General features: G+C 63.3%; 11 protein-coding genes and 1 tRNA gene. 7 read left to right on the plus strand and 5 right to left on the minus strand.

Annotated features, from left to right (window positions below):
- The first annotated feature begins 144 nt into the window (after nt 1-144).
- From SB822_RS33125 to cyoD, 5 genes are all read left to right on the plus strand, one after another.
- Nucleotides 145-534 carry a DUF3597 domain-containing protein gene (locus tag SB822_RS33125; protein WP_079488120.1) on the plus strand — a complete coding sequence of 130 codons (390 nt, stop codon included), beginning with the start codon at nt 145-147 and terminating at the stop codon, nt 532-534.
- Between the two features lie 304 nt (nt 535-838).
- Nucleotides 839-1,738, plus strand: coding sequence for a ubiquinol oxidase subunit II (gene cyoA / locus SB822_RS33130; RefSeq protein WP_007737177.1), 900 nt, complete (start codon nt 839-841; stop codon nt 1,736-1,738).
- A gap of 3 nt (nt 1,739-1,741) precedes the next feature.
- Nucleotides 1,742-3,754, plus strand: a complete 2,013-nt coding sequence (gene cyoB / locus SB822_RS33135) for a cytochrome o ubiquinol oxidase subunit I (protein WP_410856528.1) — start codon at nt 1,742-1,744, stop codon at nt 3,752-3,754.
- Nucleotides 3,754-4,368, plus strand: coding sequence for a cytochrome o ubiquinol oxidase subunit III (gene cyoC / locus SB822_RS33140; RefSeq protein ID WP_007737175.1), 615 nt, complete (start codon nt 3,754-3,756; stop codon nt 4,366-4,368). Before cyoB ends, cyoC begins: the two co-directional genes overlap by 1 nt.
- On the plus strand, nt 4,369-4,710 hold the full coding sequence (cyoD, locus tag SB822_RS33145; RefSeq protein WP_009770506.1) for a cytochrome o ubiquinol oxidase subunit IV: 342 nt from the start codon (nt 4,369-4,371) through the stop codon (nt 4,708-4,710).
- 160 nt (nt 4,711-4,870) lie between these two features.
- Here cyoD and SB822_RS33150 read toward each other — a convergent pair.
- Nucleotides 4,871-4,947 (minus strand) — tRNA-Val (locus tag SB822_RS33150).
- A 191-nt stretch (nt 4,948-5,138) separates the two neighbouring features.
- Between SB822_RS33150 and SB822_RS33155 the strand changes: the two genes are divergently transcribed.
- Together SB822_RS33155 and SB822_RS33160 are read left to right on the plus strand one after the other, a co-directional pair.
- Entirely contained in the window at nt 5,139-6,497 is a 1,359-nt protein-coding gene (locus SB822_RS33155) for a TAXI family TRAP transporter solute-binding subunit (RefSeq protein WP_009770507.1), read from the plus strand.
- Between the two features lie 481 nt (nt 6,498-6,978).
- Nucleotides 6,979-8,307, plus strand: coding sequence for a PQQ-dependent sugar dehydrogenase (locus SB822_RS33160; protein ID WP_410856529.1), 1,329 nt, complete (start codon nt 6,979-6,981; stop codon nt 8,305-8,307).
- Nucleotides 8,308-8,348: 41 nt separating this feature from the next.
- Here the strand turns inward: SB822_RS33160 and SB822_RS33165 are convergent, their stop codons facing one another.
- The 4 genes from SB822_RS33165 to SB822_RS33180 form a co-directional block, all read right to left on the minus strand.
- Nucleotides 8,349-8,657, minus strand: coding sequence for a DUF4148 domain-containing protein (locus tag SB822_RS33165; protein ID WP_009770509.1), 309 nt, complete (start codon nt 8,655-8,657; stop codon nt 8,349-8,351).
- Between the two features lie 156 nt (nt 8,658-8,813).
- The gene (locus SB822_RS33170; protein ID WP_007737168.1) at nt 8,814-9,926 is read right to left on the minus strand and encodes a lipocalin-like domain-containing protein; all 1,113 of its coding nucleotides are present in this window, start codon (nt 9,924-9,926) and stop codon (nt 8,814-8,816) included.
- The gene (locus SB822_RS33175; RefSeq protein ID WP_410856530.1) at nt 9,926-12,523 is read right to left on the minus strand and encodes an FtsX-like permease family protein; all 2,598 of its coding nucleotides are present in this window, start codon (nt 12,521-12,523) and stop codon (nt 9,926-9,928) included. The genes SB822_RS33170 and SB822_RS33175 overlap by 1 nt, the downstream gene beginning before the upstream one ends.
- Nucleotides 12,516-13,226, minus strand: a complete 711-nt coding sequence (locus SB822_RS33180; RefSeq protein WP_410856547.1) for an ABC transporter ATP-binding protein — start codon at nt 13,224-13,226, stop codon at nt 12,516-12,518. The genes SB822_RS33175 and SB822_RS33180 overlap by 8 nt, the downstream gene beginning before the upstream one ends.
- Nucleotides 13,227-13,608: the final 382 nt, after the last annotated feature.

The following is a 13,608-nucleotide window of genomic DNA, read 5'->3' on the forward strand; positions in this document are numbered from 1 at the left end:
CTTGCGACCGACCACACGCAAAGGTCAACGGTTCGGATCAAATGGCGTTAGTCGCAAGCAGCGTCGCCGTGAATCCAGACAACCGGAAGGCGGACGATGTTGCGCAGTCTCTCGTTATCCACTTGAAAAGGAAGGAGCCACACCATGAGCATCTTTGGAACCATCGTCAGCAAGATTTTCGGCAAGGCCAAGCCGGCTCAGACGCTGCCCGCCGAACCCATCGCGCCGGCGCCTGCGGAAGCGTCGGCAGGCGCACCTGTCTCGACGGCGCTCGCGGATGTCGATGTCGCGGCCGTGATGGACCAGCTTGCCGCGGCGAACCCGCAAAAGCTCGACTGGCGTCGTTCGATCGTCGATCTGATGAAGCTGCTCGACGTCGACAGCAGCCTCGAGCATCGCAAGCAGCTGGCGGGCGAACTGAAGTACGGCGGCGACACGAACGATTCGGCGTCGATGAACATCTGGCTGCACAAGCAGCTGATGACGGCGCTCGCCGCGAATGGCGGCAAGCTGCCCGCCGATCTGGCGAGCTAAGCGCACTTCACATGGCCGCCCGCATCCATTCGACAATCGGGCGGCTTGTCGACACACTCGCCTGACAGCTTTCGTGCATCAAAGTCGAGCGGGCGAACACAAGAAAAAACAAAAACACCCGCCATCCTTCGGTCGTGTGACATCCGGTCGCACATCCATCACATACCTTAGCGTCGTGTCCTTGACGCGGATCAGGACTTCAAACGCAGCGCGTCCATAGAATCGCGGGGCACATAGGACCTTGTGCGCTTTGCCTTGCAAACCCCACACGTGTTCAGCGTGGTTCAACGATTATTGGGCAAACATGTTAGCCAGAAAAACCTTAAGAGCTTGCCTCTTACCGGTCAGCATTGGTCTGACCGCGTTTCTCACGGGATGTCAACTTGAAGTGCTCGATCCGAAGGGCAGCGTCGGCGTCGCCGAGAAGTCGCTGATCGCGACAGCGACGTGGACGATGCTGCTCGTCGTCGTGCCCGTCATTCTGTTGACGTTGTTTTTTGCGTGGCGCTACCGCGCGTCGAACAAAAGCGCGGTCTACGCGCCGAAGTGGGCGCACTCAACCGCAATCGAAGTGGTCGTATGGACGATCCCCGCGCTGATCATCCTGTTCCTAGGCATCCTGACGTGGCGAACCACGCACGAACTCGATCCATACAAGCCGCTCGAATCGAACGTGAAGCCGATCGACGTCGAAGTCGTCGCGCTCGACTGGAAGTGGCTGTTCATTTATCCCGATCTCGGCATTGCGTCGGTGAACCAGCTGGCGATGCCCGTCGGTACGCCCGTGAATTTCCACATCACGTCGGATTCGGTGATGAACTCGTTCTTCATCCCGCAACTCGGCACGCAGGTCTACGCGATGGCGGGCATGCAGACGCGCGTACATCTGATCGCGGATGAACCGGGCGACTACGCGGGCGTATCGGCGAATTTCAGCGGCAAGGGCTTTTCGGACATGAAGTTCCGCACGCTCGCCGTGAGCGCCGCCGATTTCAATACCTGGGTGCAGAAGGTGAAGGCATCGCCGGAACGGCTCGATATGGACGGGTACTACGCGGTCGCGAAGCCGAGCGAGAAAGACCCGGTGCGCTATTTCTCCGCGGTCGACCCGAAGCTGTTCCGCAACGTCATCGCGAAATACAACAGCGGGCATGTCGTCGATTTCCGTGACGCCAACTGCATCACGAACACTTCGAAGGAGTAACCCATGTTCGGCAATCTGACTTTAGAGGCGATTCCGTTCGATCAGCCGATCATCATGGGCGCGGCCGCCCTGATGGGGCTGATCGTACTGGCCGTCGTCGTGCTCGTGACGCGCCTGAAAAAATGGCGCTGGCTGTGGAGGGAATGGCTCACGTCCGTCGATCACAAGCGGATCGGCGTGATGTATATCGTCGTCGCCGTCCTGATGCTGCTGCGCGGTTTCGCCGACGCTGTGATGATGCGCCTGCAACTCGCGCTCGCGAGCGGCGGCGCGACCGGCTATCTGCCGCCGCATCACTATGACCAGATCTTCACCGCGCATGGCGTCATCATGATCTTCTTCATGGCGATGGCGCTGATGGTGGGGCTCTTCAATATCGTCGTGCCTTTGCAGATCGGCGCGCGCGATGTCGCGTTCCCGTTCCTGAACTCGCTGTCGTTCTGGATGACGGCGATCAGCGCGATCCTGATGAACATCTCGCTGGTGATCGGCGAGTTCGCGCAGGTCGGCTGGCTCGCGTATCCGCCGCTGTCCGAGTTGCAGTTCAGTCCGGGCTCGGGTGTCGATTACTACATCTGGGCGCTGGAACTGTCCGGCGTCGGCACGCTGATCACGGCGATCAACTTCTTCGTGACGATCATCAAGATGCGCGCGCCCGGCATGACGCTGATGAAGATGCCCGTGTTCACATGGACGGCGCTGTGCTCGAACGTGCTGATCATGGCGACGTTCCCGATCTTGACGGTGGCGCTCGCGCTGCTCGGCCTCGACCGCTACGCGGACATGCACTTCTTCACCAACGAAGCCGGCGGCAACGCCATGCTTTACCTGAACCTGATCTGGGCCTGGGGACACCCGGAGGTCTACATCCTGGTTCTGCCCGCGTTCGGCATCTACTCGGAAGTGATCTCGACGTTCGCGAAGAAGCCGCTGTTCGGCTACAAGACGATGGTGTACGCGTCCTGCGCGATCATGGTGCTGGCGTTCCTCGTGTGGGCGCACCACTTCTTCACGATGGGCTCGGGCGCCGACGTCAACGCGTTCTTCGGTATCGCGACGATGATCATCGCCATTCCGACGGGCGTGAAGATTTTCAACTGGCTGTTCACGATCTATCGCGGCCGCCTCGAATTCACGGCGCCCGTGCTATGGACGATCGGCTTCATGATCACCTTTACGATCGGCGGCATGACGGGCGTGATGCTCGCGATCCCGGGCGCGGACTTCGTGCTGCATAACTCGCTGTTCCTCGTCGCGCACTTCCACAACACGATTATCGGCGGCGTGGTGTTCGGTTATCTGGCCGGGTTCAGCTACTGGTTCCCGAAGGTGTTTGGCTTCAAGCTCAACGACAAGCTCGGCAAGAGCGCGTTCTGGTGCTGGTTCGTCGGTTTCTTTGTGGCGTTCACCCCGCTGTACGTGCTCGGCTTCATGGGCGCGACGCGTCGTCTGAACCACTACGACAATCCCGCCTGGCAGCCGTACATGATCGTCGCGGCTTGCGGCGTCGCGCTGATCGCGGTCGGCGTCGTGTTCCAGGTCGCGCAGGTGGTGGTCAGCATCATCAATCGCAACAAGCCGGAGTACCGCGACGTCACGGGCGATCCGTGGGGCGGCCGCACGCTCGAATGGTCGATCTCGTCGCCGCCGCCCGTCTATAACTTCGCGACGATTCCCGTCGTCGAAGAACTGGATGCGTTCGCGCACATGAAGGAAACGGGCAGGGGCCTCGGCATTCAGGCGGCGTATCAGGACATCCACATGCCTTCGAATACGAGCGCGGGCTTCTTCATCGGCGTGTTCAGCCTCGCGTTCGGTTTCGCGGCCGTGTGGCACATCTGGTGGCTCGCGATCGTCTCGCTGGTGTCTATTGCGGCGATCGTGATCGGCCGCAGCTTCGGCCGCGACGACGGCTATTTCATCCCGTCCGACGTCGTGCGGGCAATCGAAAACAAAGGCCGTACGCCGCTTCCGAAGCATGTGGAAGTGTCGCCGGTGCTCGCGGAGGTCGAGTGATGTTGCAGAAAGTCCATACCGCAACCCTGAACGGGGCCGATGGTCACGGCCATCATGGCGAATCGCATTCGGTGTTCGGCTTCTGGCTGTACCTGATGACCGACTGCGTGCTGTTCGCGTCGCTATTCGCGGTGTTTGCCGTGATGGCGCATCAGTTCAACGCCGGGCCGACGGGGAAGGATCTGTTCGACATTCCCGGCGTCGCCGTCGAAACGGCTGCGCTGCTGTTGAGCAGCATCACGTACGGCTTCGCGATGGTCGCCGCACGCCGGCAGAATACGCGTGCGGTGCTCGGCTGGCTAGCCGTCACGTTCGTGCTTGGCCTCGTGTTCCTGAAGCTCGAACTGGGCGAGTTCTCGCATCTGCTCGCGGAAGGCGCAGGCCCGTCGCGCAGCGCGTTCCTGTCGTCGTTCTTCGTGCTGGTCGGCACGCACGGTTTGCACGTCGCGATGGGGCTGATCTGGATGGCCGTGCTCGCCGTGCAGGTGGCGCGCGCGCCGCAACTGACGCAGCGTGAAATCACGCGGCTGACGTGCCTGAGTCTTTTCTGGCACTTCCTCGATGTCGTGTGGATTTGCGTGTTCACTTTTGTCTATCTCGGGAGCGCGATCTAAATGGCTCACTCGAATTCCCATGCGCTTCATGGCGAAGCGGGGCACGGCGGTATCGGCGGATATGTGATTGGGTTCGTGCTGGCCGTGGTGTTGACGGCGGCGGCGTTCGGCATCGTGCTGCAAGGCTGGCTGCCGGCTGCCTCGGCGCCGTTCGCGCTGGCGGCGCTCGCTGTCGTGCAGATCGTCGTGCACCTGGTGTTCTTCCTGCACATGAGCGTGTCGACGTCCGGGCAGCGCTGGAACACGCTTGCGCTCGCCTATACGGTGCTGGCCGCAATGTTCCTGGTGTTCGGGACGGTGTGGGTGATGCACAACGTCAGCATGAACATGATGTCGCGCTGAAGCCGTTGCATATGCATCCGGGCATTGCGCGTCAGCGCGATGCCCGGTGAACGGAAGCCGAAGGACAGGTTTGTTCTTCGGCTTTTTTCGTTGGCGCGGAACGCAAAAAAAAGCGGCAAGCATACGATGCTTGCCGCTTCCATTTACTGCGTATATTCGTTGGTAGGCTCGATTGGACTCGAACCAACGACCCCCACCATGTCAAGGTGGTGCTCTAACCAGCTGAGCTACGAGCCTAGCGAAGAGCGCGAATTATAGAGACACACTTTCGATCGCGCAAGTGCTCGCGGCGATTTTGTTGTCGATGACGGAATCGTCGGTTGGCGGGTGCGGAGAAACGGGTTTGGACGGGCGCGCGCAAGGTGCTCCACAGAGCGGCGCGAGACGGCTACGATGGGCGATGATGCATCTCGGAGGCGAGCCGGGCCATGAAGAAAAATGTTCGTCAGCATTCTCCGCGAGTCGTTCGCGACCACACGCATGCGATGTGGCGCGATCTCGCCGTGTCGTTTCTGCCGTTCGTGGTGCTGTTCGCCGTGCTCGCCTGGCTCGTGATATGGCTGGTCGATCCCGCGCCGCCGCGCACGATTACGATCAGCGCCGGTCCGCACGACAGCTCGTTCATGCAGTACGCGCAGGAATATCGAAAGATACTCGGGCGCAATGGCGTGACGCTCAACGTGCTGGAGTCCGATGGCTCCGTGCAGAATCTCGACCGGCTGCTCGACCGGAAGCAAAGGGTGGATGTCGCGCTCGTGCAGGGGGGCGTCTCGGCTGGCCGGGATACGACGTCGCTGATGTCGCTCGGCACGGTGTCGTACGTGCCGCTGATCGTCGTGTATCGCGGCAAGGGACTGTCGCAATTGTCAGATCTGGAAGGCAAGCGGGTTGCCATCGGCCGCGAAGGCAGCGGCACGCGGATGCTGTCGCTCGAACTGCTCGGGGCGAACGGCATCGTGCCGGACGGCGATACGACACTCTTGCCGCTCGATGGGCTCGACGCCGCGAAAGCGCTCGTGACTGGCGAGGTCGACGCGGCGCTGCTGAGCGGCGACTCGACCACGCGCGCGATGATCCTGCGTCTGCTGACCATTCCTGGCGTGTCGGTGATGAATTTCACCGAAGCGGATGCCTATACGCGGATCTTTCCTTATCTCGACAACCTCGATCTGCCCATTGGTCTGCTCGATCTGAGGCGCCGCATTCCGCCCGAGCCGCTTCATCTGATCAGCCCGACCGTCGAAATGGTGGCGCGCTCGAACCTGCATCCAGCGATATCCGACCTGTTGATCGAAGCCGCGCAGGAAGTGAATGGTCCGGCGGGGCTGTTGCAGAAGGCTGGGCAGTTTCCCAATTCCGTCGCGCGCGAATTCCGCATCAGCGAGGATGCGACGCGCTACTACAAGTCTGGCAAGAGCTTTCTGTACCGGACGCTGCCGTTCTGGCTCGCGACGGTGGTCGACCGTTTGCTGGTGTTGCTGCTGCCGATCGCCGTGCTGCTGATTCCCGCGTTGCGGCTGATTCCCGCGCTGTTCAGCTGGCGCGTGCGCTCGCGGATTTACCGGTACTACGGCGCGCTGATCGCGATCGAACGCGACGCGATGCGCAGTTCATCGGATGAAGAACGCGCGAAGCTGCTTGCGGAGCTGGATGGCATCGAGGCGTCACTGAATACGCTGCGGATGCCGCTTGCTTATGCCGATGGGTTCTATGTGCTGCGCGAGCATGTGCGATTTGTGCGCGAGCGGCTGGAAGGTGTTCGGGAGCGCGTGCATGCGCGGCAGTAGCGGGATGTGCTGCGTGAGCGCGTCGCAAGGAAAAGCCGTGATGCGTCAGTGGGATAAGGCGCGAGTCCGGGTGTTGTCCACAGGGTTGTCACCAAAAACTGTGGATAACATCGAGGGCGTGTATTGAGCGATAGCCGATGCATCGCGTGCAATCTGAGTCGCATCAATGAGTTGCGTGAGTCTTGCGCAGGATACTCACAGGCTTGTGCACGGAAACTGTGGACAACCTCGCGGCGTGTCCACGCGTAGAAGAAGCGTGCGCGAGTGACGCGAGGCGGATGCAGCGTGTGCAACCTGAATGGCGTCAATGACTTGCGCTAGTCTTGCCCAGGTTACCCACAGCCTTATGAACGAAATCTGTGGAGAAGTCCGAGCTACCATCTCCAAACCTCACCAGCCACAAATCGTCAGCATCGGGCAAGACATTTGCTGCGCAGTCATCAATTGCGCCGCTCCCGGTTGCACTGACGCTGGAGGTTCCATGCGCGTTCGTCCCTTTCTGATCGCGAGTGTCGTCGTTCCGCTTGCCGCTTGCGCGGCGCCATCCACGACGCCGGAAGAAGCGAGTTTCGGCCCTTCGCCGACACTGCCCGCGCCCACGAAATCACTCGTACCGACAGTCCACATCGCGCCTGTCGAAACGCGTGCCGCCGGCACGCATCCCACCGCGCCACCCGGTTTCGCGGTGACGCCGTTCGCCGAGAATCTCCAGCATCCGCGCTGGCTCTACACGCTGCCGAACGGCGACGTGCTGGTCGCCGAGACCAACACGCCGCAGCCGCACGACGAAGGCGGCGGCGTGGTCGGGTGGATCACGAAGCAGTTTCAGAAGCGCGCAGGCGCGGGCGTGCCGAGCCCCGACCGGATCGTGCTGCTGCGCGACGCAGACGGCGACGGCAGCGCCGAAACGCAAAGCGTGTTCATCGACAAGCTGCATTCGCCGTTCGGCATGGCGCTGATCGGCAACCAGCTCTATGTCGCCGATACCGACGCGCTGCTGCGCTTCGATTACGTCACGGGCGAAACGAAGATTGCATCGCAGGGCGTGAAGGTCGCCGATCTGCCCGCCGGCCCGATCAACCATCACTGGACGAAAAATATCCTTGCGAGCCGCGACGGCAAGCGGCTCTACATCACGATCGGTTCGAACAGCAACGCAGCGGAGAACGGCGTCGAAGCGGAAGCGGACCGCGCGCGGATCGTCGAATTCGATATCGCGAGCGGCACGATGCGGCCTTACGCAACCGGCCTGCGCAATCCGAACGGCATGGCGTGGCAACCTCAAACGGGCATGCTGTGGACGACCGTGAACGAACGCGACGAACTGGGCAACAACCTCGTGCCCGACTACATGACGTCGGTGAAGGACGGCGCGTTCTACGGCTTCCCGTTCAGCTACTACGGACAACACGTCGACTCGCGCGTAAAGCCGCAGAACCCGGACATGGTCGCGCGAGCCATCGCGCCGGACTATGCGCTCGGCAATCACACGGCATCGCTCGGGTTGGCGTTCTATGACGGCAAGCTGTTCCCGGACCGTTACCGTGGCGGCGCGTTCGTTGGCCAGCATGGCTCGTGGAACAGAAAGCCGTTTGCGGGCTACAAGGTGATCTTCGTGCCGTTCGAGAATGGCAAGCCGTCGGGCGGACCGGAAGATTTTCTGACGGGATTCCTGACGCCGGACGGGCACGCGGTTGGGCGGCCCGTCGGTGTCACGCTGGATGCGCGCGGCGCGCTGCTGGTTGCCGACGATGTCGGCAACGCGGTGTGGCGAATCGCGCCCGCGACAGGCACGGCGGGCGCGAAGTAGACGCTAGACAGACGTCAGACTGAAGCGGGCATCAAAGCGACTTACGGACGGTTGTACATCGCATTCCAGTCCGCAGCCGACACGCTAGGACGGCCCGACTGCGATGCGTTCGCGACACCGCCGTAGCCACTCGCTGCGCCGTTCTGCGCGTCCACACGCGCTTGCGCGGCCTGGATCTCATCGGGGTAGTGCGCTTCCGTGCCTGCGCCCGGGCGATAGCCGGCCTTTTCCAGCTGAACCAGTTCGGCGCGGACCTGAGCGCGAGTAACAGGCTGGTTCGACTGAGCGAACGACACAGCGGGGATAGCGAGCACAGCAGCGATGGCAACAGCCTTGATCAGCGACTTCATGATGAACCTCCAACTTTGTTTTCGACTTTGCGAACAGCCCTGTTCGCAATCAGTTGAAGCAAGTGTAGGTAAGTAGCCGTTTAAGATTAAGACCATCCAGTGGAAGTGACTTTTCCAAATTTAAGGGTTTACACCTAGACGCCCGCTGGACGGGCATCAGCGCCGTTCGAGCTTCAGCTTTTTTCCATAGCCGGTGAGTTCGAGGTAGCCGTGCCCCGCAGGCTGCCCATCACGGCGGATGGTGACCGCGCCTTCCCAATAGAGCGCGCCCGTCGATTCGCTCGAATCGAGTTCCTGATCGTCGAGCAAGGGCGTCAGTTGCCAGCGGATATCGCCCGTGCGGACGACGGTCGCCACCGGGTATTGCGTGTTCGTGCGTGGCGAACGCCATTGGCGGGTCGGCGAAAAGTCGACGTCGCCGGGGCCGTATTGCGTGACGTGTCCGTCGGCCGTGCGCAGCGCGGCGTGCGCCCAGACCGCGCGCCCATCGGCGGCGCGTACCTTGAAGGCCATCAGCGCGGCGCCGTCAGTCAGGTTCGCGCCGAGCCAGTCCCAGCCGACTGCATCGGATGCGAGCAATGTGCTCGACCATTCGTGATCGAGCCACGCGCTGCCCGTGACGGGCGTTGGCGTCGGCGCGTGGCTCGCACCATCGGCGGATGGGCGTGTGACGCTACCCGTCACGCGCAGTTGGGGCTCGCTGTAGTAGTAGCTCGCCTGTTCCGGCAGTGGTCCTTTGCGCGAGTAGCCGTTGTCGCCCTGAAGCAGCGGCGCCTGCGTCGGCGTGAACGTCAGATGCAGCGCGAAGCCGGCAGCGTCGGCGCTCACGTCGTAGTGGCCGTCCGGCGCGCGGACCATGCGCCAGGTATCGAGCCGAACGTCGGTGTTGTCGGGCTTCGCGTAAGCGAGGCCGAAGCCTTGCCGCGCGATCTTCTGGTCGTGCACGAGCCGGCCTAGCTTCGGATCGCTGAGCGCGGCGTGCGCGATGATCAACTGCGTCGGCGCGAACGCGCTTGGATCGCTGGCCGGATGGCCCGTCGCCGAGCGGAAGAAGGTGATCTGGAAGCCGAGCGGCTGATGATCGGGCGTCTCCAGCCAGCCCGTCGCATACCACCATTCGGTGCGAAACGCGGGATGCGCGCCCGTATCGCGCGGCAGTTCAATCGACTTGCCCGGCAAGACTGCCGCGAACTGCGGTTCGGCCGCGAACACAAACGATGCGCGAAGCAGGCACGCAAACATGAGCAACAGAATACGGGCGGCACGCATCACCAGTCCTCCCTGACCGCGCGCACGGCATCGACGGAGACCGCGCGGCGGCCCGCCGCGACGGCCGTCGTACACGACGACGCGAGCATCACGAGCGCCAGCACGGATAGCAGCATCCACGGCACATGCAGCGACATGCTCCAGTGAAACGACTGCGGATTGACGACGAACACGAGGATCAGGCTGATCGCGAAGCCGAGCACGCAGCCCATCGCGATGCCGAGCGCGGTGAGCAGTCCGCCTTCCGTCGCGAGCAGCGCGAGAATCTGTCCGCGCGTCACGCCCACGTGTCGCAGCATGCCGAACTCGCGCGAGCGCGACAGGGTCTGCGCCGAAAACGTCGCCGCGACGCCGAACAATCCGATCACGATTGCGACGGCTTCCAGCAGATACGTGACGGCGAAGCTGCGATCGAAGATGGTCAGCGTGCGCGCGCGGATCTCGCCGGGTTGCGCGAAGTCGAGCGCGCTCGCGAACGGCAACGCGCGCATCGCGGCGATGGCCTGTGCCGCGCTTACGCCGCGCTCCAGCGTGAGGGCGGCGTCGGTGGCGCCGGTGTCGCCCGTGAGGCGCCGGTAGTCGGCGAGACGGATTTGCAGCGCGCCCGTTTGCCGCACGTAATCGCGCCAAATGCCCGCGACGACGAACACTGCGCCGTGCTCGCCGATCGGCAGCGTCAGCCGTTGACCGACGCGATAGCCATACAGATCGACCATCGCTTCCGACGCCCACACGGGCGTTTCGCCAGCGCGCAACGCGGACGGCGGCAGGATGTCGCCGGTGATCTGCAGGTTCGCGCCGGGATCGGCGGCATCGATTTCGCGCGCGAGCAGGGCGACGGACGGCCGCGATGCGTCGAGCGCCAGTTGCGAGGTACGCGCGAACGCCGCGTGCCGGATGCCGCGCGTGGCAGTGAGCATCGTCTGTTGCTGCGGGTTCAGCCCGCCCGTGTCGCCGTTCGGCGCGACGCGCACATAGACGTCGGCGGACAACAGGTGCGCGAGCCAGTCTTCGACCGACACGCGAAAGCTCGACACCATGATCGCCATCGCGACGATCAGCGTGAAGCTCGACAGCACGCCGCCCATCGCAATCGATGCCTGACCCGGCGCGTTTGCAAGGCGCGCGAGCGCAAGCGCGATGACGGGCGTGGCGGGCCGCTGTCTTTTGTTCCCATCGAGCGTACGGCTCAGCGCGCGAAACAGCAGCGACGTGACGCGCGGCATCAGCGCAATGCCGCCGATCAGCAGCAGCGCGACGGCGAGATAGCCCGCAATCGGCACGTCGAACACGGGTGGTGTCTGCGTCAGCGCCACGCCGAGGGCGATGCAGATGAGCGCGGGCCACGGTGTCGACAGCTTGCCGAGCGCGGTTTCCTCGCCGCCTGCCTTCAGCGCGGGCGCGGGATGCGCGCGCGCCGCTTCGAGCGCGGGCACGAGACTGCCGAGCAGCGACACGCCGATGCCGAGCACGACGAAAATCGCGCTGGCAATGGGCTCGAAACCGACCGTCGGTTGAACGCCGGGGAAATAGCCGCCGCCCAGATCGCTGCCGAAAAAGCGCAGCACGACATACGCGAGCGCGAAGCCGAGCGCGATGCCCGCCACCGAGCCGAGCGTGCCGAGCAAGGCGCCTTCGAGCAGAATCTGCCGCAGCAACTGCGCACGCGTGAGGCCGAGCACGCGCAGCATCGCGAACTGCGCGCGCCGGCGCACCACGCCGAGCGCCTGCGTCGAGAACACGAGAAACGCGCCCGTGAACAGCGCGACGAGCGCGAGCACGTTCATATTGATCCGGTAGGCGCGCGACAGCCGGTCGGTGCGGCTTTCGACATCGCGCGTTTCGCCCACGGCGAAACGGCTGCCGAGCTGGTCCTGCAACGCACGCCGGAACCGTTCGCGATCGACGCCGCGTTCGAGTTGCAGATCGACGCGCGACAGCTTGCCGATGCGCGCGAAGCGCCATTGCGCAGCCGCGATGTCCATCACCGCGATGCGTTGGCCGGGCCGCGCCCTGACGATGCCGCCCGCCACGCGCAGATGCACATCGGACGTGCCGCTGCGCAACGTCACGGTTTCGCCGACGCGCACGCCGAGCCACTGCTGCGCGGCGGGCGAGAGGAAGATGGCGTCGCCGGCGAGCGCGTCGAGCGGGCTGTCGCTGTCTGTTACGCCCGTCAGATCGGGTGCGATGCGGCTCGCGCGGAACATGTCGATGCCGAGCACTTTCAGCGGCGCGGTGCGATCCGGCACGGTCACGTCGAGTTCGAGCACGGGGCTGGCGAGCGCGACGCCGGGTTGAGTCGCGAGTTGCGGATAGGCGCTTTCATCGAACGTGGGCTGCGCGCCGCGCACCTGCAAGTCTGCCTGGCCCGACAGGCTACGCGTCGCCGCCGAGAATTCGTTGAACGCGGCGCTGTTGATCAGTTGCACGGCGTAGCCGAGTGCGACACCGAGCGCGATGGTCGCAATCGCGATCAGCGCGCGGCCTTTGTGGCTGTGCCATTCGGCGGCGAGCAGCCAGCGCGTGAGCGTGCGCAGGCCGTGGCGCGTGGGGTGCGCGCGGTGCGCGGTTGCGTTTAGCGCTGTGTCATTCATGGTTTTGGCGCGATGCGTGGGGAGATGTCGCGTGCATCGCGTGCAGCTTGCCTTCGCTCAGGATGAGCACGCGGTCGGCGACGGCGGCGGCCGCTTGCGAATGCGTGACCATCATCGTCGCTGCGCCGTTTGCCTTGGTTTCTTCGCGCAGCAGCGCGAGCACTTCATGCGCGGTGTCGGGGTCGAGATTGCCCGTGGGCTCGTCGGCGAGGATCAGCGTGGGACGATGTACCAGGGCGCGAGCGATGGCGACGCGCTGCAGTTCGCCGCCTGATAGCTGGCGTGGCATGTCGTTTCCGCGTCCGTCCAGACCGACGGCGGCGAGCATGTCGAGTGCGCGTTGTGGTGCGATGCCGTTCAGCAGTAACGGTAGCGCGACGTTTTGCGCGAGCGTCAGATGTGGCAGCACGTGGAACGCCTGGAAGACGAAGCCGAGTTTTTCGCGGCGCAGGCGGGTGGCGGTGTCGTCGTTCAGCGTTGAGACGGGCGTGCCGTCGATTAGCACTTCACCGCTGTCGGCGCGGTCCAGGCCCGCTATCAGGTTCAATAGCGTTGATTTGCCGACGCCGGAGTCGCCCATGATGGCGATGAATTCGCCTGCCTCCAGTTTGAAGTCCAGGTTGGCTAGGACTACGCGGTTTGTTGCGTAGGCTTTGCTCAGTGAGCGGCATTCTAGTGCGGGGCGGGGGGCCGGGGTCGGCATTTGGGTCCTTGAGGTGTTTGCTTTTTTTGTCTGCGACGCTGGTTGGTGGTTTGGGTTTTGTGCTGGCATCCGGTTTGGTTTTTTTGCCTTTGCGCTGGCATCCGCGTATTGCCTTCGTGGCGCGGCTGGTTTGGTTGTTCTAGCTCTTGCGCTGGCATCCGCGCTATGCCTTCGTGCTCCACGCGTCGCCCCTGTGCGGGGCGGCACCTACTTTTCTTTGCCGCCGCAAAGAAAAGTAGGCAAAAGAAAGCGGCTAACACCGCCAACATTTCTCCCTGCCTGAGGGCCCCCAAAGGGTCTTACGCTTCACACGGCAATCACGTGACTGATGTTCGTTGCCAGCGCTCTTGCTGTGCGTCTCACCTACTTCACGCACCTGCAT

This window comes from Paraburkholderia sp. SIMBA_054 (genome assembly GCF_046534875.1).
Taxonomy (GTDB): Bacteria; Pseudomonadota; Gammaproteobacteria; order Burkholderiales; family Burkholderiaceae; genus Paraburkholderia; species Paraburkholderia hospita.

Coding starts and splice junctions, on each gene's coding strand:
- cyoA (WP_007737177.1), top strand. CDS start 839: ATGTTAGCCAGAAAAACCTTAAGAGCTTGCCTCTTACCGGTCAGCATT.
- cyoC (WP_007737175.1), top strand. CDS start 3,754: ATGTTGCAGAAAGTCCATACCGCAACCCTGAACGGGGCCGATGGTCAC.
- SB822_RS33175 (WP_410856530.1), bottom strand. CDS start 12,523: ATGAATGACACAGCGCTAAACGCAACCGCGCACCGCGCGCACCCCACG.
- SB822_RS33170 (WP_007737168.1), bottom strand. CDS start 9,926: ATGCGTGCCGCCCGTATTCTGTTGCTCATGTTTGCGTGCCTGCTTCGC.
- SB822_RS33125 (WP_079488120.1), top strand. CDS start 145: ATGAGCATCTTTGGAACCATCGTCAGCAAGATTTTCGGCAAGGCCAAG.
- cyoD (WP_009770506.1), top strand. CDS start 4,369: ATGGCTCACTCGAATTCCCATGCGCTTCATGGCGAAGCGGGGCACGGC.
- SB822_RS33165 (WP_009770509.1), bottom strand. CDS start 8,657: ATGAAGTCGCTGATCAAGGCTGTTGCCATCGCTGCTGTGCTCGCTATC.
- cyoB (WP_410856528.1), top strand. CDS start 1,742: ATGTTCGGCAATCTGACTTTAGAGGCGATTCCGTTCGATCAGCCGATC.
- SB822_RS33155 (WP_009770507.1), top strand. CDS start 5,139: ATGAAGAAAAATGTTCGTCAGCATTCTCCGCGAGTCGTTCGCGACCAC.
- SB822_RS33180 (WP_410856547.1), bottom strand. CDS start 13,226: ATGCCGACCCCGGCCCCCCGCCCCGCACTAGAATGCCGCTCACTGAGC.
- SB822_RS33160 (WP_410856529.1), top strand. CDS start 6,979: ATGCGCGTTCGTCCCTTTCTGATCGCGAGTGTCGTCGTTCCGCTTGCC.